The organism is Saccharopolyspora aridisoli (genome assembly GCF_004348445.1).
Lineage (GTDB): Bacteria > Actinomycetota > Actinomycetes > Mycobacteriales > Pseudonocardiaceae > Saccharopolyspora > Saccharopolyspora aridisoli.
The window spans coordinates 56,098-74,591 of record NZ_SMKV01000005.1; the positions used below are offsets into that span (position 1 = coordinate 56,098).

Below are 18,494 nucleotides of genomic sequence, written 5' to 3' on the forward strand. Positions count from 1 at the left end.
TCAGGACGTGAACCGGCGCCGCAGCGCCAGCGAGACGTAAACCAGGCCGACCAGGACCGGCACCTCGATCAGCGGACCCACCACACCGGCCAGGGCCTGACCGCTGGTGACGCCGAAAGTCGCGATCGCCACGGCGATGGCCAGCTCGAAGTTGTTGCCCGCGGCCGTGAACGACAGCGTCGCGGAGCGCTCGTAGTTCAGGCCGATGGCCTTGCCCAGCCCGAACGAACCCGCCCACATCACCGCGAAGTACATCAGCAGCGGCAGCGCGATCCGCACGACGTCGAGCGGGTTGGAGGTGATGGCCTCCCCCTGCAACGCGAAGAGGATCACGATGGTGAACAACAACCCGTACAACGCGACCGGTCCGATCTTGGGCAGGAACCGCGACTCGTACCACTCACGGCCCTTGGCCCGCTCCCCGAACTTCCGCGTGAGGTAACCGGCCACGAGCGGGATGCCGAGGAAGATCAGCACGTTCTTGGCGATCTCCCACGCCGAGACCTCGAGCCCCACCTGGTCCAGGCCCAGCCACCCGGGCAGCACCGACAGGTAGAACCAGCCCAGCCCGGCGAACGCGATCACCTGGAACACCGAGTTCAACGCGACCAGCACGGCGGCGGCCTCGCGATCCCCGCAGGCCAGGTCGTTCCAGATGATGACCATCGCGATGCAACGCGCCAAGCCCACGATGATCAGACCGGTCCGGTACTCCGGCAGGTCGGGCAGGAACACCCAGGCCAGGGCGAACATCAGCGCCGGGCCCAGCACCCAGTTCAGCACCAACGACGAGACCATCAGCCGCTTGTCGCCGGTGACGGTGTCCAGCCGGTCGTAGCGGACCTTGGCCAGCACCGGGTACATCATCACCAGCAGGCCGAGCGCGATCGGCAGCGAAACGCCATCGACCTGCACCGCGTCCAGCGCAGATCCCAGCCCGGGAATCCAGCGACCCGCCAGCAGACCGACGATCATCGCCGCACCGATCCACACCGGCAACAACCTGTCGAGGGTCGAGAGCCGCGCGACGACCGCGCTCTCGGGTTCAACCGTGCGCGTCACGCGAGCACCTCCGCCGGCGTCAGAACGGACGACACCGCGCTCAGCGTCTCCGGACGCACCCGGTAGTAGATCCAGGTGCCACGCCGCTCCCCCTCGATGATCCCGGCCTCGCGCAGCACCTTGAGGTGGTGCGAGATCGTCGGCCCGGACAGCTCGAAGGCGCCGGTCAGATCGCACACGCACGCTTCACCACCGGCGTGCGAGGCGATCAACGAGAGCAAGCGCAACCGCACCGGCTCCCCGATCGCCTTGAACACGCGCGCCAGCTCGATCGACCGCTCGGCGCTCATCGGCTCCCGGAGGACCGGCGAGCAGCACAACTCCTCTTGCTTAGACACCCCTCTAATTTGACATACCTCAAAACACGGAGCAATCTCGGGTTGCTGTTTCGATGTACATCAAAACAAGGAGCTCGTGATGTCACGCCTTCAACTCGCCCTCCGCGTCGGTGACCTGGAACGGTCGATCTCCTTCTACTCCAAGCTCTTCGGCGCCGAGCCGGCCAAGCGGCGCCCCGGCTACGCCAACTTCGCCATCGCAGAACCGCCGCTGAAGCTGGTCCTGATCGAGGGCGAGGCCGGGCAGGGCACCGTCATGGACCACCTCGGCGTCGAGGTCGGTGACACCGCCACCGTCGAGCAGGCCACCGCCCGCCTGGCGGAGCTCGGTCTGCTCACCGAGGTCGAGAACGACACCGACTGCTGCTACGCCGTGCAGGACAAGGTCTGGGTCCACGGACCGGGCCGAGAGCCCTGGGAGGTCTACACCGTCAAGTCCGACTCCCCGGCCGCGGATGTCACCTGCTGCTCGTAATACCTGGTCACCCGCGCCCTGAGATGCGAGGACCCCGGCGATCGCCACCGCGAGCACCGGGGTTCCCAGGAGTGGATCACCGCCTCGTCCACGTCACTGGGGCGGGTTCTCGCAGGAGGGGTTGAGGAGCTTCTGGATCTCGGGCGAGTCCAGGTTCTCCTTGGTGATGAGGGTGGCGCCGGTGTCGGTGTTCGGGGCCTGCTCACCCGCGCCCCGGATCTTGGCGATCGCGGTGTTGACCGCCGCGTAGCCCATCTTGAACGGGTTCTGAGCGATCAGGCCGGTGATCACGCCGTCCCGCAGCGACTGGATCTGCCCCTCCGAGGTGTCCCACCCGATGATCTTGACCTGCCCGGTCTTGCCGGACTGGCGGACCGCCTCGGCCGCACCCAGCACGCTCGGCTCGTTGGCCGCGTAGATGCCGTTGAGGTCCGGGTTGGCCGTCAGGATGTCCTGGGTGACCTGCAACGCCTTGTTGTAGTCGCTGTCGCTGGACTGCTGCGCCACCAGCTGCAACCCGGGGTTCTTGGCCAATCCGTTCTTGAAGCCCTGCCCTCGGGTCTCGTTGGTGCTGGTACCGGCCTGGAACTCGATGAAGGCGACCTTGCCCTTCCCGCCCAGCTGACGCGCCAGCTCATCGGTGCCCTGCTCGGCCGCGGCGACGTTGTTGGTGGCGAACACCGGCACGTCCGGCGGCTGCGGGGTGGTGCCGGAGTCCATGTTGACCACCGTGGTGCCCTGGCCCTGCGCGGTCTTGGTGACGTCCGACAGCGCCTTGGCATCGGTGGCCGCGTAGACCAGGCCCTTGACGTTGCCCTGGGCGAGCATGTCCTGCAGCAGGCTCTGCTGGCCGCTGACGTCGCTCTCCGCGCTCACGCCGTCCCACTGCAGCTCCACGTCCTGCTGCTTGGACCCGGCGCACTCGGCGCCGACGCGGACCTTCTCCCAGAAGTCGAAACCGATCGCCTTGGGCACCACCGCGATCTTGATCGGGCCGCCGGACTCCTGCCCGCCGCCGGTCTGCTCGCGCACGCCGACGCTGCAGCCGGTGGCCGCCAGCGTCAGCATCACGCACGTTGCGGTCAGAACCTTCTTCATCGCAGAGCTCCCTTGCTCCTCGCGAAAGTGGCTATCCGGCGTCGCCGCCGAGCTTGCGGCGCTGGTAGTAGTCCCACCAGACGGCCAGCCAGATGATCACGCCGATCAGCACGTTCTGGTAGAAGGTGCCGATGTTGAGCTGCACCGCGCCGTTGCGGATGACCGCGACGAGGAAGGCCCCGATCAGCGAACCGAGCACGGTGCCGCGCCCGCCGAAGAGGCTGGCGCCGCCGATGACGACCGCCGCGATCACGTCCAGCTCGAGGCCCTCGCCGAAGTTCGGCTGGCCGGAGTTGATCCGCGACGCCGCGATCATTCCGCCGAGCCCCGCCAACGCACCGGAGAGCACGTACACCGAGGTGATGTAGCGCTTGACCGGGACGCCGGACAGCCGCGCGGCCTCCATGTTGGAACCCATCACGTACGCGTAGCGGCCGAGCCGGGTGCGGGTGAGCACCACGTACCCGAGCAAGGCCACCACGATGATGAGCAGCACCGGGATCGGCAGGATTCCGAGGATGCCCTGCCCGAGCAGCCGGAACGAGTCCGGCGCGCCGAACACCGCGACCGCCCCGGTGGCGATCAGCACCAAACCACGTCCCACGCTGAGCATGCCCAGCGTGGCGATGAACGGCGGCAGTCCCACCACCGACACCAGCAGGCCGTTGACCAGCCCCGCCAGCGCACCCACGACGAGTCCGCCGACGATGCCCAGCAACGGGTTGAACCCGTACTCGGCCATCAGCAGCACGCCGATCACACCGGAGAGGGCGGCCACCGAGCCCACCGACAGGTCGATCCCGCCGGTGATGATCACCAGCGTCACGCCCACCGCCATCACCGCGTTCACGGAGGTCTGCGACCCGAGGTTGAACAGGTTGTCGGCGGTGAGGAACGACGGCGCGACGATCGACAGCAGGATGAACACGACGATCAGCGCGCCGGCCGCCGCGACCTGGGAGATCGCGCCGGAAAGCCGGTCGCTCAGCCCGCCCAGCAGGCCGCGGTCCCCATTGGACGGTGCCTTGGTCTGCTCAGTCATGGTTGCCCTTCGCTCCGGTCGCGAGTGCGACCACGCGTTCTTCGGAGAACTCGGTTCGCTCGACCTCGCCGGTGATCCGACCACCGCGCATCACCAGGATCCGGTCGCACATGTTCAGCAGCTCCGGCAGGTAACTGGAGATCAGCACGACCGCTTTTCCCCGCTCGGCGAGGGAATCCAGCTGCTGGAACATCTCCGACTTGGCCCCGACGTCCATGCCCCGGCCCGGCTCGTCGAAGAACAGCACGTCGGCCCCGGTTTCCAGCCATCGCGCCAACACCACCTTCTGCTGGTTGCCGCCGGAGAGCGTCTGCGCGCGCCTCCCCACGCGCGGGACGCGGATGCGCAGCGACTCGCGCTGGCGCTCGGCGATGCGCCGTTCACCCTGAAGGTCGATGAGCCCGTAGCGCAGCATCGGCAGCCTGGCCATCGTGATGTTCTTGTCCACGCCCAGCTGCATCGCCAGGCCGTCGGTCTTGCGGCTCTCGGTGAGGTAGCCGATCCCGGCGGCGATGGCGTCGGCCGGGCCGCGGATGCGCAGCTCACGACCGTCCATTGTGATCGTTCCGCGCTCCGGCGGCTCGGCGCCGAAGACCGCGCGGGCCAACTCCGTTCGCCCGGCGCCGACCAGGCCGGCCAGCCCGACGATCTCCCCCGCCCGGACTTCGAAGGACACGTCGCGGACCTGCTCGCCCCGGGTGAGCCCGTCGACCTTCAACCGCACCTCGCCGGGTGGCTGGTGGGTGCGCGGGTAGAGGTTGGAGACGTCGCGGCCGACCATCAGCTGCACCAGCCGCGCCTCGTCGAGGCCGTCGACCGGACTGGTGTCCACAACGGTCCCGTCACGCATCACGGTGACCCGGTCGCCGATCTCGAAGATCTCGTCCAGCCGGTGCGAGATGTAGAGCACCGCGATGCCCTGGACGGTGAGTTCGCGGACGATGCCGAACAGCTCCTCGGCCTCGCGCTCGGTCAGGCTCGCGGTCGGCTCGTCGAGGATGAGCACTTTCGCCTGCACCGCCAGGGCTTTGGCGAGCTCGACCCGCTGCTGCTCCGCTGTGGACAGCAACGACACGCGTCGACCGGGGTCGACGTCCAGGCCGACGCGGGCCAGCAGTTCGCGCGCGGCCCGGCGCTCAGCGGTGCGGGAGATCCAGCCGCCCCGGCCGGGCTCATGTCCGATGAAGAGGTTCTCAGCGACCGACAGGTCCGGGGCGAGGGCGAACTCCTGGTGCACCATGGACACGCCGAGCCGCCGCGCCGAACCGGGGCCCTGGTAGGTGACGCGCGCACCGTCCAGTTCGATGTGACCGCTGCTGGGCTGCTCGATCTGAGCGATCAACTTCATCAGCGTCGACTTGCCCGCACCGTTCTCACCTGCGAAGACGTGCACTTCGCCCGGTGCGATCTCCAGGGTGACGCCGTCGACGGCCACCACCCCGGGGAACCGCTTGCCGACGCCGCGCAGCGCCACTGCCGGGCGTTGTCCGCTGGCTGTCACGGCGTGCCTCCCTCGATCCGCTGCGAGCGTGCTCCAGGTCACGGTGCGCCGGATCATACCCACAGCTCGGCTCATCGTGAAAGAGCAGGAACGAAGCCAAGTAACCGATTACCGAACGGCACGCCGACGCGAAATCGGGCGACCGCCGGACGTGGGAGAAGAGGTTACGTAAGCTCTCGGTCGGGACAGCGCACACGCGACCACCGAAGATCTAGGGGGCGAGGACGCCGTGCAGCCGTTGCTGGCCAGCGATCCGACCAGGGTCGGCGACTACCGGCTGCTGGCCCGTCTGGGCCGAGGCGCGATGGGCGGGGTATACCTCGGCCGCTCGCGCGGTGGTCGCGTGGTCGCCGTCAAGGTCATCCGCGCCGACCTCGCCGACGACCCGGAGTTCCGCGAGCGCTTCCGGCGCGAGGCCGACGCGGCCCACGCGGTCGGCGGGTTCTGGACCGCTGCCGTGGTCAACGCCGACCCGGACGCCGAACAGCCCTGGTTGGCCACCGAGTACGTGCCCGGGCCGACGCTGCACCAGGCCGTCGCCGACCACGGCGCGCTGCCCGAGGCCACCGTGCGCAGCCTGGGCGCCGGGCTGGCCGAGGCGCTGGTGGCCATCCACAAGGCCGAACTGGTGCACCGCGACCTCAAACCGGCCAACGTCCTGCTGGGCCCGGACGGCCCGCGCGTCATCGACTTCGGGATCTCCCGGGCGATGACCGGCCGCTCGCTGACCGCGACCGGCATCTTCCTGGGCACCCCCGGGTTCTTCTCGCCCGAGCAGACACTCGGCAGCGAGGTCGGTCCGCCCAGCGACGTGTTCTCGCTCGGCGCCGTGCTGGCGTTCGCCGCCACAGGCTGCGGACCGTTCGGCGAGGAGAGCACCGCCTCCTTGCTGTACAAGGTCGCGCACGCCGAGCCCGAGCTGGAGGAGGTGCCGGAAGGACTGCGGCCGCTGCTCGCCGAATGCCTGCACAAGGACCCGGCGGCCCGCCCGACCCCGGCGCAGATGCTGGACCGGATCGGCGAGACCAGCCCGCAGGGCAGCAGCTGGCTGCCGCCGACGATCACCGCGGTCATCGCCCAGCACTCGACCGAGCTGCAGCGCACGGTGCAGGTCCCCGACACTCCACCGCCGCAGCCGGTGCCCGCGGCGCCGCACCCAACGCCCAGGCCGTTCACCCAGGTCTACACCCAGCCACCTCCGGTCGCCGCTGCTGAGCAACCGGCCGTCGCGCCCGCACCGCAGATGCGGGACGAGATCGTGCCCTCCCCGCCGCAGAAGCGCCCCACGCAGGCGCAGCAGCAGCGCGCACCACGCGTGCGACGGGACGGGCCGGGCCCGGAGTTCCGCACCCGGGGCCGGGTGGCCGCGGCGATGTGGACCGCGGTCTTCACGCTGCTGCTGGTCGGGGTGTTCTACCTCTCCGACCGCATGGACATCCCGTTCTACAACGGGACCGTGTCCATCAACCCGGACCAGCTGGCGGTCTTCCGGATCGGCTCGCTGCTGCTGCTGTTCGGCGCGATCTGGTCGTGCGGCCGGATGCTGGCGCCGAGCCTGCGGTTGAAGGTCAACTCCGACGGCGTCGTGGTCCACCGGATGGGCCTCACCCGTGAGATCCCGTGGCAGCAGGTGTCCCGCGTCGGCGTGGTCGGCAAGGGAAAGTCGACGTCCCTGGCGGTCTGGCTGGCCGACGGTTCGGCCCCGCGCTCGTCGGTGTGGCACCGGGTGCGGCGCTACCACGGCGGCGCGAGGATCTACCCGGTCGGCGCGACAGGGGGCTTCATCTCCCGGCGGCAGGAAGCCCGGCGGCTGCGAGGAGCCCTGGAGCAGTACGCCCGCGGGCGCTACGAATCACGCATGCTGTGAGGCCGAGAGGGCACAACGAACCTTCACGATTGCTTGAATCTACGCAACGAAGCGACGCGACAAGCAAGGCTTGACGACTGAAATCCACTGGACCGTCGACATAGCCTTGTGCTCATGGCTACCGCCCACCACCTCGACACCGAGTCCCGCGCCGGAGAGTTCCTGGCGCTCGACGAGCGCTACAGCGCGCACAACTACCACCCGCTCCCGGTCGTGATCGCCGAGGCCGACGGCGCCTGGATGACCGATGTGGACGGACGGCGCTACCTGGACTTCCTCGCCGGCTACTCGGCCCTGAACTTCGGGCACCGGCACCCCGAGCTGGTCGCCGCCGCGACCGAGCAGCTCGGCAAGCTCACGCTGACCAGCCGCGCGTTCCACCACGACCAGCTGGGACCGTTCTGCCGCGAGCTCGCCGAGCTCACCGGCACCGAGCGGGTGCTGCCGATGAACTCCGGCGCCGAAGCGGTCGAGTCGGCGATCAAGATCGCCCGCAAGTGGGCCTACCAGGTCAAGGGCGTGCCGGAGAACCAAGCCGAGATCATCGTGGCCGGCTCCAACTTCCACGGCCGCACCACGACCATCGTCTCCTTCTCCACCGACCCGGAGGCTCGCGCCGGGTTCGGCCCGCACACCCCGGGCTTCACCGTCACCGACTACGGCGACGCCGCCTCCGTCGAGGCCGCGATCAGCGAGCGGACCGCGGCGGTGCTGGTCGAGCCCATCCAGGGCGAGGCAGGCGTGGTCGTGCCGCCCGCCGACTACCTGCCCCGGCTCCGGCGGCTGTGCGACGAGCACGGCGCGCTCCTCATCTGCGACGAGATCCAGTCCGGCCTCGCCCGCACCGGCGAGCTGCTGGCCAGCGCCCACGACGGCGTCCGCGCCGATCTCTACGCGCTGGGCAAGGCGCTGGGCGGCGGCATCCTGCCGGTCTCGGCGGTGGTCGGCCGCGACGACGTCATCGGCGTGCTGCAGCCCGGTCAGCACGGCTCCACCTTCGGCGGGAACCCGCTGGCGGCGGCCGTGGGCCGCGCGGTCATCCGGCTGCTGAGCACCGGCGAGTTCCAGGAGCGCTCCCGCGACCTGGGCGCCCATCTGCACGCGCGCCTCGGCGACCTGATCGGCAACGGCGTGGCGCAGGTGCGCGGCCGGGGCCTGTGGGCGGGCGTGGAGATCGCGCCCGGCGGCCCCGCAGGTCGTGGGGCCAGCGAGGCGCTGATGGCCAAGGGCGTGCTGTGCAAGGAAACGCAGGACACGACGTTGCGCATCGCCCCGCCGCTGACGATCACGCGCGATGAGCTCGACACCGGCATCGACGCCATCGCCGAGGTCCTCGCGAAGTAGCCGCCGGTCAGTTCCGGTCCGAGCCGTCCAGCAGTTCGGACCGGAACTGCTGCCCGCGTGCAGCGGTTCAGGACCTGGTGAGGTCCCGGGAGAGGGCGGTGAGGCGGCTGATCGCCCGCAGGTACTTCTTGCGATAACCGCCCTGCAGCATCTCCTCGGTGAACAGCCCCGACAGCGGCGCGCCCGAGACCCGCACCGGGATGGCCCGGTCGTAGAGGCGATCTGCCAGCGCCACCAGGCGCAGCGCCACGTCCTGGTCCGGGGCCGCGTGCACGCCCGAGATGTGCACGGCGGTGATGTCGTCGACGAGCCTGCCGTACTTCGAGGCGTGCAGGCGGGCGAGGAAACCGCAGAGCCCGTCGAAGTCATCGAGCGTCGACCCATCGGTGGCCTCGGCGAGCCGGGACAGCTCGTCATCGGCCATCGGCGGCGGCGCATCCGGGAGACCGCGGTGCCGGTAGTCCGGCCCGTCGACCCGCACCACGCCGAACCGGGCCGACATCGCGTGGATCTCGCGCAGGAAGTCCGCCGCGGCGAACCGGCCCTCGCCCAGCTTGTCCGGCAGCGTGTTGGACGTGGCCGCCACGTGCACACCGGCGTCGGTGAGCTTCGCGATCAGCTGCGTGACCAGCATCGTGTCACCCGGGTCGTCCAGCTCGAACTCGTCGATGGCCAGCAGGCGGTGCTGGGAGAGCCGCTCGACGGTCGCGGCGAACCCGAGAGCGCCGACGAGGTTGGTGATCTCGACGAAGGTGCCGTAGGACTTGGTGCCCTCGGTGGCGTGCCACAACGAGGCCAGCAGGTGGGTCTTGCCGACGCCGAACCCGCCGTCGAGGTAGAGCCCGCGCTTGTCGCCGTCGGTCTTCTTCCTGCCCCCGAACATCCCGCGCAACCAGCCGCCGCCACCACCGGCGGAGGCGTTGATCCGCTCGGCGAACGCCGCGCAGTCCCGCACGGCCTGCGCCTGGCTGGGTTCCTCCGGATTGGGGATGTAGGTCTCGAAGCGCGCCGCTTCGAAGCGGGGCGGCGGCGTCATCGCCTGGACCAGCTCGTCCGGGGTGATCTCTGGACGGCGGTCGACCAGACGGGCGAAATTCATGCGCCCGACTCTATAACCGGACACCGCCGAGCCAGGTCCTGACGCCGCGTGCCACTCGTCACCCGTGGTGGGATGGATCTGTGGTCGATGAGCTCTGGCCGGTGGACGGCGCACCAGAAGCGGACGCGCGCCTGGAGGCGCGCTACGCCTACCCCGAGACCCCGCACCGCCCGTGGGTGCGGGTGAACTTCGTGTCGAGCCTGGACGGCGCGGTCACCTCCGGGGGCAGCTCGCGGGCGCTGTCGGATCCGGTGGACCGCGCGGTGCTGAGCTTGATCCGCGATCTCTCGGACGTGATCCTGGTCGGCGCGGGCACCGCCGTCGCCGAGCGGTACCGCGGTGTGAAGCGCAACGCGGTCCGCACCGAGCGCCGCTCTCGCCTGGGGCTCTCCGAGGTACCACCGATCGCACTGGTGACCGCGCGCGCCGCGTTGCCGCTGGACTCGCCGCTCCTGACCGACACGCTGGTGCCGCCGATCATCCTCACCTGCGAGTCGGCGCCCGCGCAGCGGCGGGCCGCGCTCGCCGAGGCCGGTGCCGACGTGGTGGTCGCGGGCACCGACCGGGTGGACCTCACCACCGCGCTCCACGCGCTCGATCAGCGGGGGCTTCGCCGGATCGGCTGCGAAGGCGGGCCGCAGCTGTTCGGCGGCCTCGTCGACGCCGACTTGGTCGACGAGCTCTGCCTCACCCTCTCCCCCATGCTGGCCAGCGGAGACGCCGGTCGGATCTCGGACGGCCGCGGCGTGGAGCCGCCGCAGCGCATGCGGCTGGAATCGGTGCTGCACTCGGATTCGCTGCTGTTCCTGCGTTACGGGAGAATGCGGGAGTGACGGACGTGGCGAACCGCCGGCGCCGTCACCCGAGGCACCCGAATGGTGCCGCAATCGCATCTGGGACACCCTTCGAACCAGGTGCGGGCATTACTCGCGCCACCACCTCGCCGAGATTCCTCGGCGCACCGGGAAGGAGCTGGATTTCCATGGCCCAGAACAGCGACACTTCGTCCGGCCAAGCCACCCAGCAGACGGGGGCTCAGAGCAGCGAGCGGCGCATCCCGGAGACGCGCAGCGGCGGATCGCCCGCGCGCACCGCCGACGAGGGCTCGCAGGGCAAGACGACCATCGCCGCATCGGTGGTGCAGAAGATCGCGGGCATGGCGGCCCGCGAGGTCTCCGGCGTCCACGCGATGGGCGGCGGCGTGTCCCGCGCCTTCGGCGCGCTGCGCGACCGGATCCCCGGCGGTAGCGGCACTTCCTCCACGTCGGGCGTGCAGGTGGAGGTCGGCGAGAAGCAGACCGCGGTGGACCTCGACCTCGTCGTCGAGTACGGCGCGTCCATTGTGGATCTCTCGCGCGCGGTGCGGCGCAACGTGATCACCGCCGTGGAGCGGATGACCGGTCTCGACGTCATCGAGGTCAACATCGTCGTCAACGACATCCACCTCCCCAGCGACGACGAGGAGGAGGCGCCGCAATCCGCGCAGTCGCGCGTCGAGTGATGTCGTCCGTCCGAAACCGCCTAGGAGGCCGAGTTGCCCGAGCAGCCATCCGCCAGTGAGCTCGCTGAAAAAGTGCTGGCGCACCCGTCGGTGGCACGGCTGGCCGGCGGCGCGTTCGGGGAGATCACGTCCTACTTCCCCGGCCACCGCATCACCGGCGTGCGGATGCCCGAAGACGGGGGCGTGGAGATCGGCGTGGTGGTGCGCCTCGACCAGCCGGTCGTGAAGACCATCGCCGAACTGCGCGAATCGCTGGCAAGGCCGCTGGGTGAAACCCGAGTGGACATCTACGTGTCCGACGTGGAAACCGCCGAGGACCCGCCGGAATCGGCATGATTGGCCGGTCCCGCCTGGAGGCGCAGAATGGTGGACGTGCAGCACGGTTCGGCGACGCGCGCCGAGATCCGCGCGTTCGTCCGGGCGAATCACCCGGACGTGGGAGGGGACCCGGAGGCGTTCGCCGCCGGGCTCGCTCGGCTGCGCGGCAGGACCGCCGATCCCCGGTTCGAAGCACCGATCGTGGTGGAGACCAGGCCGAGCGGAGTCCGAGGCCTGCTGCACCGCGCCCGATGCCGGTGGCGGCGCCGCCACGCGCCTCCCCGCGTTCGATGACCCGTTCGTGCAACAGCCCGTTTCTTCACAGGAGGCATCGGAGATGAATGCGACGCAGACCGGACTGATCGCCGGACTGATCCTCGGCACCGCCGCGGCGATCGGCGGGTTCAGCGGGTTCTTGATCGCGCTGCTGATCGGCGTGGTGGGGCTGGTCGTCGGCCGGATCCTCGATGGCGAGCTGGAGGTCGGCGACCTTCTCGGCCGTTCCAAGGACCGCCGATGACCGCAGCCGCGACCAAGCCTGAGGAGACGACCTCCGACAAAGCGCTGGAGCAGCGCGGCAACCTGCACATCAACCGCTCGGTGCTGCGCAAGATCGCCGAGCACACCGCCGACGCCGATCCGGGCAGCGCGCGCAGCGGGCGCAAGAACGGCGCCGATGCTGAGATCAGCGGACCGGACGACGCGTTGCGGGTCCGGCTGACCGTGGCGCTGCGCTACCCGAACCCGGTGCGCGAGACCGTCGCCTCCATCCGCGAACGGGTCGGCGACGAGCTCTCCCGCATCGCGGGCTGCGAGGTGCGCAGCGTCGACGTGACCGTGTCCGGGCTGGTCCCACCGACCGCCGCACCTCGGGTGGAGTGAGCGATGCGCCTGTTCGTACGACTGATCACCGCCGTGGCCGGGATCCTCCTCGCCGCTTTCGGAGCGCTCCTGACCATCGAGTCGGTGTGGTCGCTGATCCGACCGGGCGGCCGCGGCCTGATCCTCGGACCGGCCGCGGTGCGCGATGCGCTGGGCGGGTTCTCGTGGGAGGACCTCCCGGTCCGGCTCGTGGCCTGCGCGCTGATCGCGCTCGGCTTGGGGCTGCTGATCGCCGCGATGAGCGCGGGGCACCGGGACATCCGGCTGCACGACCCGGCACCGGAGGTCACCGTCACCACCGACCGCCGTTCGCTCGCGCGGCTGGTCGGACACCAGGTCCGCGACCAGGACGGGGTCGCGGGCGCGACCGTCACCGCTGGCGCGAAACGGGTCCGCGTCAAGGCCACCTCCCGCTTCCGGGAAACCGGCGACCTGCGGGGACGGGTGGCCGAGACCGCCGAGCACGCCGTCGGTGACCTGCCACTGCCCAGCACGCCGAAGGTGCAGGTGTCGCTGGCCACGCCCAAGGAGCGCCGATGAGCGAGATCAAGCCGAGCAGCACCCCGATCGGTCGCGGCACGGGGTTCGAACGCGGCGCCGTGGTCCTGCTGGGCCTGCTGTCGCTGCTGGTGGGCGTCGCCGCGGTCACCGTGGGTTCCGGGGTGCTGGGCGTGTTCCGCGCGCAGCGGCCGGTGGCCGATCCGCTGGTGGTTCAGTGGGTGCAGGACAACTCCCGGCTGGTGGCGGCGATCGGCATCGTCGCCGGGCTCGTGCTGTTCGTGCTGGGCCTGTGGTGGCTGGTGCGCGCGATGCGGCCCGAGCAGCGGCCGGACTTCCGCCTGGAGCACTCCGACTCCGGCAACCTCGACGTGACGGCCGGGGCGCTGTCCGATGCCGTGCGCGCCGATGCCGAGCAGGTCCAGGGCGTCAAGCGGGCCCGGGTGCGGATGGCCGGCACCGACCGCTCGCCATCGCTGCGCCTGACGCTGTCGCTGCAGGAGGGCACCGACGTCCGGCACGTGTGGGATGAGCTGGACGAGAAGGTCCTCGCTCGCGCCCGCCAGGCCTTGGGGCGGGAAACGCTGCCCACGGCCATCCGGCTGCGCTTGGACCGCTCCCCCAAGCAACGCGTTCAGTAGGAGGGCCGTCGTGCTGCCGCTGCACCCTCCGGTGAAACCGATGCTGGCCAGTCCGGTCGACGGCGTGCCGCGCCGCGAGGGTCTGCTGTTCGAACCGAAGTGGGACGGCTTCCGCTGCCTGGCGTTCGTCGATCCCGGCAGTCCCGTGCTGCTGCAGTCGCGCACCGGGCGCGGCCTGGAACGCTACTTCCCCGAGGTTCAGGCGACGTTCTCCCAGCAGCTGGAGCGGCCGGCGGTCCTCGACGGCGAGCTGGTGGTGATCCGCCACGACTCCGACGGAGACAGGCTCGACTGGAACGTGCTCAGCGAGCGGATCCACCCCGCAGCCAGCCGGGTCAAAGCGCTCGCCGAGCGCACCCCGGCCACCTTCATCGCCTTCGACCTGCTGGCGCTGGACGACCATGACCTCACCGGATCGGCCCAGTCCGAACGCCGCTCGCTGCTCGCCGACCTGGGTCTGGACCGCCCGGGTCTGCGCACCACCCCGGCCACCGAGGACCCGGAGCTGGCCGAGGAGTGGTTCCGGCTGTTCGAGGGCGCCGGGCTGGACGGCATCATTGCCAAGCCCCTCGACGGCCCGTACGTGCCGGGCAAGCGGACGATGCTCAAGATCAAGCACTCGCGCACCGTCGACTGCGTGGTCGCCGGACTCCGCTGGCACGCCAACACCGAACCCGGCACCGCAGTGGGTTCGCTGCAGCTGGGGTTGCACGACGAGCACGGCGTGCTGCACCACGTCGGCGTCGTCGGTTCGTTCTCCGCCACGCGCAGGCGGGAGCTGGCCGGGGAGCTCACCGAGCTGATCACCGACGGCGAGCACCCGTGGGTCGGCGAGAACGCGACCGGGCGGCGGCTGCCCGGGTCGGTGAACCGCTGGAACAGCAACGAGCAGCCGTGGGTGCCGCTGCGTCCGGCACGGGTCGTGGAGGTCTCCTACGACCACACCGAAGGCGGGCACCCGGCCCGGTTCCGGCACACCACGCAGTTCGTGCGCTGGCGTCCCGACCGGGATCCGAAGTCCTGCGACTACGCCCAGCTGGACGAGCCGATGCGCTACGACCTGGACTCGGTGCTGTTCGGCGCCGTGCACCGCACGGAACGTTCGAGCGGGTAACGTCCGCTCCCGTGGCAGAGCGGATTGCGGTGATCGGTTCGGGTGGCATCGGCGGGGTGATCGCCGAAGCGGCGCACGCCGCGGGTCACGAGGTGACGATGTGCGTGCGCACCCCGTTCGAGCGGCTGGTGGTGGACGCGCCCGAGGGGCCCGCTGAGGTCCCGGTGTCGGTGGCCACCGATCCCGGTGCCCTCGGCGGGGTCGACTGGATCGTGCTGACGACCAAGGTTCACGACGTTCCGAGCACGGCTCCCTGGCTGCGCGAGCTCGACGACGGGCGCACGCCCCTGGTGGTCGTGCAGAACGGTGTCGCGCACCGCGAGTCGGTCGCCGAGCTGCGGCTGCAGGCACCCGTGCTGCCCGCGCTGATCTACGTCGGAGCCGAGCGGACCAGTCCCGGCCGCGTGGTGCGTCGGTCGCCGGCCACCGTGCAAGTCCCCGCGGGAGATCTCGGTTCCCGGTTCGTGTCGATGCTGGCTGGCTCGGCGCTCAAGCTGCGCGAGACCCACGACTTCCACACCGCGGCCTGGCGCAAGATGCTCACCAACGTGGCACCGAACCCGATCACCGCGCTGACGCTGCGCCGCCTGGACGTGCTCGCCGACGCCGAGGTCCAGGAGCTCTGCGCGGGCATCCTCACCGAGGCGATCGCGGTCGCCCGAGCCGAGGGCGCATCGCTGGCTCAGCAGGACGCGGACCAGGTCCTCGCCGACTACACGGCCCGGATGCCTCCGACCAACGGCACCTCGATGCTCTACGACCGCATCGCCGGACTCCCCCTGGAGCACGAGAACATCACCGGAGCCCTCGTCCGAGCGGCCGACCGCCACGGCATCCCGGTCCCCCTCAACCGGACGCTCCTGACGCTCCTCCGCGCGATCAAGCCGCATCCGCTCCCCCATGCCTGAACCCGTGCTCTAGTTCGCCGGTGGGTCGCTCGACTCGGGGGTCTTGCGGGTGGTGGCGACCGAGCCGACGGAGGCGATGACGACGCAGCAGATGGCCAGCCACTGCCAGCCCGTCAGCAGTTCGCCGAGGACCACCAGGCCGGCGAGGGCGGCGACGGCTGGTTCGGTGCTCATCAGGATTCCGAACACGCGGGGCGGCATCCGGCGCAGCGCTTCTAGTTCGAGCGTGTAGGGCACCACGGAGGACATCAGCGCGACCACCAGCCCGATGATCAGCACCATCGGGCTCAGCAGCGCGGGCCCGGAATCGAAGGCGCCCACGGGCAGCGCGACCAGGGCGCCGAAGGCCATCGCCAACGCCAGTCCGGAGGTCCCGGTGGTGCGGCTGCCGAGCTTGGCGCCGAGCAGGATGTACCCGGCCCAGCAGGCGCCCGCGGCCAGCGCGAACGCGACGCCGACCCAGTCGAGGCCGCCCTCGACGCGGGAGAGCAGGAACACGCCGGTTCCGGCCAGCAGCGCCCACACCACGTCGAGCTTGCGGTGCGACCCGAACAGCGCCACGGTCAGCGGCCCGAGGAACTCGATGGTCACCGCCGCACCCAGCGGAATCCGCTCGAAGGCCTGGTAGATGCACATGTTCATGCCGGCGAGCACCAGCCCGTACCCGGCGACGACGCGCAGCGTCGGCCAGTCCAGACGCAGTGACGGGCGGAACACCGCCAGCAGGACCAGCGCGGCGAACACCAGTCGCAGCAGCACCACGCCCGAGGCACCGGCGACGCTGAACAGCTGCTTGGCGAACGCGGCGCCCACCTGCACGCTGACCACGCCGACCAGCACCATCATCGGCGGCGGCACGGCTCCCAGCGCGGCGGCCGACACCCGGCTCGCGCTCCACCGACGTTCTTCTCCGGGCCCCCAGGCGACCTGCACAACGCTCCTTCACGATCGAACGGCGACGAACAGCACGCTATCCCAGTGAACACACGACCAGGACGAGCAGTGAGGGCGCTCCTGCGCACCTCGCACCGCCCGCCGGAGGACGCCGTGCACTGGGCTCTCGCATCCGGAGCCGGGTTCGGCTTCCGGCACCGCCGAGCGAGGAGTCGCGGCGGACCACCGCGACGAGCGTCCCCTAACCGAGGTCACACGTCGATCATGGGATGCTGCGTAGCACGTTCGCCGGTCGACTAGGAGTTCTTGTGCCGCGCACCACCAACCGGGCCGGGGCCGCGCTGCTGCCGTTGCTGCTGCTGGTGGTCACCGGTTGTTCGGTCGGGCCGTCCCAGCGCCCCGCGGTCGCCTACCACGACAGCGAGCAGCAGGTGGCGCCCGCGCCGCAGCCGCCGAAGCCGCGGCCGGTGCCGCCGCTGGGCGCCGCTCCGAACGACGCGCTGAGCTGGCAGGACTGCACCGACCAGACCCGCGCTGAGCTGGGAACCCTGCCGCCCGGTCTGTCCTTCTCCTGCTCCCGCCTGCTCTCCACGCTCGACGCGCCGGAGGCCCCGGAGCGAGGCACCGCGCGCAACTCCTTGATCCGCACGGGCTCCGGCCGGGTCCCGCTGGTGGTCGTGGGCGATGTCGGCGGCGAGCCGGGCACGACCTTCGCCGCGCGGATGGCCACCCAGCTGCCACCGGAGATCCGCAACACCTTCGACATCATCGGCATGGACCGGCGAGGCACCGGCGAGTCGGAACCCGCCGACTGCGTTCCGCCGCAGCAGCGCGAGGAGGTCCTGGGCTTCGATCCGCGCGCGACCCAGCGCCCGGACCTGGACCGGCTGCTGGAGTCGGTGCTGTCTGCCAGCCAGGAGTGCCTGCTCAAGCTCGACGAGCGCCTGCAGGCCTACGACACCTGGCGCACCGCCTCCGACCTGGAAGAACTCCGCTTGGAACTGGGTGTGCCGAGACTGCACGCGATCGGCCGCGGCGAGGCCGGGCGGCTGCTGACGACCTACGCCGAGCGGTACCCGGGCGGGGTCGGGCGGTTCGTGATCGACGGCGCCCCGGACCCGACGCGCGACTCGATGGGGCAGGCCGAGTACCAGGCGCAGACCGCCGAGCAGACCTTCGACGTCTTCGCCGCCGACTGCGTCAGCCGCAACTGCCCGCTCGGGCCGAATCCCCGGCAGACGGTCAGCGATCTGGTCGAGCGCACCCGGAACGCTCCGCTGCCCGCGCAGGGCACGTCGGTACCGGCGGGCCGGATCACGCAGGCGGTGCTGCAGGGGCTCTCCGACCGCAACGGCTGGCCCGCGCTGACGGAGGCGCTGGCGGCGGGCGACCGCGGTGACGGAACGCGGCTCGCCGAGCTCACCGCCCCGCTGGTCGCCGCGCAGGGGGTGAACCCGCCGTGGTTCGACGGCGAACTGATCACCAGCTGCAACGACACGACGTTGCGCGTTCCGCCGCAACGCAGCAGCGAGATCGCGCAGGACTGGGTGAGCCGCTTCCCGCTGTTCGGTGGGGTCGCTGCGCAGCGCGTGGTGTGGTGCGGTTCGTGGCCGGTTCCGCAGCAGCCGCTGCCGACTCCCCGCCGCGCGGATCTACCGCCGATCCCGGTGATCACCACGGCCCACGATCCGCGGACGCTGGCGCTGGGCACCGACCACCTGGCCGACGAGCTGCCCACCGGGGTGTCGATGCGCTGGCAGGGCGCAGGGCACGGAGCGATCGCCCGCTCGACGTGCGTCACCGATGCGATCAGCCGATTCCTGGTGCAGGGAGTCGTGCCCACCGAAGGCATGGCCTGCCCGGAGTGATCCCGCAACACCCCGGGCGGGCCACCACCGCTTCAGCCGCAGCT

Annotated in this window: 21 protein-coding genes; 14 read left to right on the forward strand and 7 right to left on the reverse strand. The window is 70.7% G+C overall.

Features of this window, described 5'->3' with window-relative positions; genetic code table 11:
* Entirely contained in the window at window positions 1–1,062 is a 1,062-nt protein-coding gene (arsB, locus tag E1161_RS05325; RefSeq protein ID WP_132620180.1) for an ACR3 family arsenite efflux transporter, read from the reverse strand.
* Entirely contained in the window at window positions 1,059–1,400 is a 342-nt protein-coding gene (locus E1161_RS05330) for an ArsR/SmtB family transcription factor (RefSeq protein ID WP_408011947.1), read from the reverse strand. The genes arsB and E1161_RS05330 overlap by 4 nt, the downstream gene beginning before the upstream one ends.
* Window positions 1,401–1,479: 79 nt before the next feature.
* Between E1161_RS05330 and E1161_RS05335 the strand changes: the two genes are divergently transcribed.
* Complete coding sequence (locus tag E1161_RS05335) at window positions 1,480–1,875, forward strand: ArsI/CadI family heavy metal resistance metalloenzyme (RefSeq protein WP_132620182.1); 396 nt, start codon at window positions 1,480–1,482, stop codon at window positions 1,873–1,875.
* Window positions 1,876–1,968: 93 nt separating this feature from the next.
* Here the strand turns inward: E1161_RS05335 and E1161_RS05340 are convergent, their stop codons facing one another.
* Genes E1161_RS05340 through E1161_RS05350 form a run of 3 tightly spaced genes read right to left on the reverse strand, consistent with a single transcriptional unit; the run spans window position 1,969 to window position 5,516 of the window.
* A complete protein-coding gene (locus tag E1161_RS05340) occupies window positions 1,969–2,973 on the reverse strand; it encodes a sugar ABC transporter substrate-binding protein (RefSeq protein WP_132620184.1) in 1,005 nt (334 codons plus the stop codon).
* A gap of 31 nt (window positions 2,974–3,004) precedes the next feature.
* The gene (locus tag E1161_RS05345; protein ID WP_132620186.1) at window positions 3,005–4,015 is read right to left on the reverse strand and encodes an ABC transporter permease; all 1,011 of its coding nucleotides are present in this window, start codon (window positions 4,013–4,015) and stop codon (window positions 3,005–3,007) included.
* Entirely contained in the window at window positions 4,008–5,516 is a 1,509-nt protein-coding gene (locus tag E1161_RS05350; RefSeq protein WP_235874801.1) for a sugar ABC transporter ATP-binding protein, read from the reverse strand. Before E1161_RS05350 ends, E1161_RS05345 begins: the two co-directional genes overlap by 8 nt.
* A 229-nt stretch (window positions 5,517–5,745) precedes the next feature.
* On the opposite strand from E1161_RS05350, the gene E1161_RS05355 reads away from it, so the two are divergent.
* On the forward strand, window positions 5,746–7,383 hold the full coding sequence (locus tag E1161_RS05355; protein ID WP_132620190.1) for a serine/threonine protein kinase: 1,638 nt from the start codon (window positions 5,746–5,748) through the stop codon (window positions 7,381–7,383).
* A 114-nt stretch (window positions 7,384–7,497) separates the two neighbouring features.
* The gene (gene rocD / locus E1161_RS05360; protein ID WP_132620192.1) at window positions 7,498–8,727 is read left to right on the forward strand and encodes an ornithine--oxo-acid transaminase; all 1,230 of its coding nucleotides are present in this window, start codon (window positions 7,498–7,500) and stop codon (window positions 8,725–8,727) included.
* A gap of 67 nt (window positions 8,728–8,794) precedes the next feature.
* Here rocD and zapE read toward each other — a convergent pair whose 3' ends face one another.
* Complete coding sequence (zapE, locus tag E1161_RS05365; protein WP_132620194.1) at window positions 8,795–9,826, reverse strand: cell division protein ZapE; 1,032 nt, start codon at window positions 9,824–9,826, stop codon at window positions 8,795–8,797.
* Window positions 9,827–9,906: 80 nt separating this feature from the next.
* On the opposite strand from zapE, the gene E1161_RS05370 reads away from it, so the two are divergent.
* The 10 genes from E1161_RS05370 (at window position 9,907) to E1161_RS05415 (ending at window position 15,688) form a co-directional block, all read left to right on the forward strand.
* The gene (locus tag E1161_RS05370; RefSeq protein WP_132620196.1) at window positions 9,907–10,659 is read left to right on the forward strand and encodes a pyrimidine reductase family protein; all 753 of its coding nucleotides are present in this window, start codon (window positions 9,907–9,909) and stop codon (window positions 10,657–10,659) included.
* A gap of 149 nt (window positions 10,660–10,808) precedes the next feature.
* On the forward strand, window positions 10,809–11,327 hold the full coding sequence (locus tag E1161_RS05375; protein ID WP_132620198.1) for an Asp23/Gls24 family envelope stress response protein: 519 nt from the start codon (window positions 10,809–10,811) through the stop codon (window positions 11,325–11,327).
* A gap of 33 nt (window positions 11,328–11,360) precedes the next feature.
* Window positions 11,361–11,663, forward strand: a complete 303-nt coding sequence (locus tag E1161_RS05380) for a hypothetical protein (RefSeq protein ID WP_132620200.1) — start codon at window positions 11,361–11,363, stop codon at window positions 11,661–11,663.
* 27 nt (window positions 11,664–11,690) lie between these two features.
* The gene (locus E1161_RS05385) at window positions 11,691–11,939 is read left to right on the forward strand and encodes a hypothetical protein (RefSeq protein ID WP_132620201.1); all 249 of its coding nucleotides are present in this window, start codon (window positions 11,691–11,693) and stop codon (window positions 11,937–11,939) included.
* Window positions 11,940–11,982: 43 nt separating this feature from the next.
* The gene (locus tag E1161_RS05390) at window positions 11,983–12,165 is read left to right on the forward strand and encodes a hypothetical protein (RefSeq protein WP_132620202.1); all 183 of its coding nucleotides are present in this window, start codon (window positions 11,983–11,985) and stop codon (window positions 12,163–12,165) included.
* Window positions 12,162–12,527 (forward strand): Asp23/Gls24 family envelope stress response protein, encoded by a 366-nt coding sequence (locus E1161_RS05395; protein WP_132620203.1) that lies wholly within the window; start codon window positions 12,162–12,164, stop codon window positions 12,525–12,527. The genes E1161_RS05390 and E1161_RS05395 overlap by 4 nt, the downstream gene beginning before the upstream one ends.
* Before the next feature lie 3 nt (window positions 12,528–12,530).
* On the forward strand, window positions 12,531–13,067 hold the full coding sequence (locus E1161_RS05400; protein WP_132620204.1) for a DUF6286 domain-containing protein: 537 nt from the start codon (window positions 12,531–12,533) through the stop codon (window positions 13,065–13,067).
* A complete protein-coding gene (gene amaP / locus E1161_RS05405) occupies window positions 13,064–13,666 on the forward strand; it encodes an alkaline shock response membrane anchor protein AmaP (RefSeq protein ID WP_132620205.1) in 603 nt (200 codons plus the stop codon). Before E1161_RS05400 ends, amaP begins: the two co-directional genes overlap by 4 nt.
* A 10-nt stretch (window positions 13,667–13,676) precedes the next feature.
* A complete protein-coding gene (locus tag E1161_RS05410; protein ID WP_268951370.1) occupies window positions 13,677–14,780 on the forward strand; it encodes an ATP-dependent DNA ligase in 1,104 nt (367 codons plus the stop codon).
* 11 nt (window positions 14,781–14,791) lie between these two features.
* Window positions 14,792–15,688: a 2-dehydropantoate 2-reductase gene (locus E1161_RS05415; protein ID WP_235874802.1), complete on the forward strand. Its 897-nt coding sequence runs from the start codon at window positions 14,792–14,794 to the stop codon at window positions 15,686–15,688.
* A gap of 9 nt (window positions 15,689–15,697) precedes the next feature.
* Here the strand turns inward: E1161_RS05415 and E1161_RS05420 are convergent, their stop codons facing one another.
* Window positions 15,698–16,621 (reverse strand): EamA family transporter, encoded by a 924-nt coding sequence (locus E1161_RS05420; RefSeq protein WP_235874803.1) that lies wholly within the window; start codon window positions 16,619–16,621, stop codon window positions 15,698–15,700.
* A gap of 269 nt (window positions 16,622–16,890) precedes the next feature.
* On the opposite strand from E1161_RS05420, the gene E1161_RS05425 reads away from it, so the two are divergent.
* A complete protein-coding gene (locus tag E1161_RS05425) occupies window positions 16,891–18,450 on the forward strand; it encodes an alpha/beta hydrolase (RefSeq protein ID WP_132620207.1) in 1,560 nt (519 codons plus the stop codon).
* Window positions 18,451–18,494: the final 44 nt, after the last annotated feature.

Excerpts from the sequence above, each read along its gene's own strand:
- E1161_RS05340 (WP_132620184.1), bottom strand. The coding sequence starts at position 2,973 with ATGAAGAAGGTTCTGACCGCAACGTGCGTGATGCTGACGCTGGCGGCC.
- E1161_RS05335 (WP_132620182.1), top strand. The coding sequence starts at position 1,480 with ATGTCACGCCTTCAACTCGCCCTCCGCGTCGGTGACCTGGAACGGTCG.
- amaP (WP_132620205.1), top strand. The coding sequence starts at position 13,064 with ATGAGCGAGATCAAGCCGAGCAGCACCCCGATCGGTCGCGGCACGGGG.
- E1161_RS05345 (WP_132620186.1), bottom strand. The coding sequence starts at position 4,015 with ATGACTGAGCAGACCAAGGCACCGTCCAATGGGGACCGCGGCCTGCTG.
- zapE (WP_132620194.1), bottom strand. The coding sequence starts at position 9,826 with ATGAATTTCGCCCGTCTGGTCGACCGCCGTCCAGAGATCACCCCGGAC.
- E1161_RS05400 (WP_132620204.1), top strand. The coding sequence starts at position 12,531 with ATGCGCCTGTTCGTACGACTGATCACCGCCGTGGCCGGGATCCTCCTC.
- rocD (WP_132620192.1), top strand. The coding sequence starts at position 7,498 with ATGGCTACCGCCCACCACCTCGACACCGAGTCCCGCGCCGGAGAGTTC.
- E1161_RS05390 (WP_132620202.1), top strand. The coding sequence starts at position 11,983 with ATGAATGCGACGCAGACCGGACTGATCGCCGGACTGATCCTCGGCACC.
- E1161_RS05385 (WP_132620201.1), top strand. The coding sequence starts at position 11,691 with ATGGTGGACGTGCAGCACGGTTCGGCGACGCGCGCCGAGATCCGCGCG.
- E1161_RS05395 (WP_132620203.1), top strand. The coding sequence starts at position 12,162 with ATGACCGCAGCCGCGACCAAGCCTGAGGAGACGACCTCCGACAAAGCG.
- E1161_RS05375 (WP_132620198.1), top strand. The coding sequence starts at position 10,809 with ATGGCCCAGAACAGCGACACTTCGTCCGGCCAAGCCACCCAGCAGACG.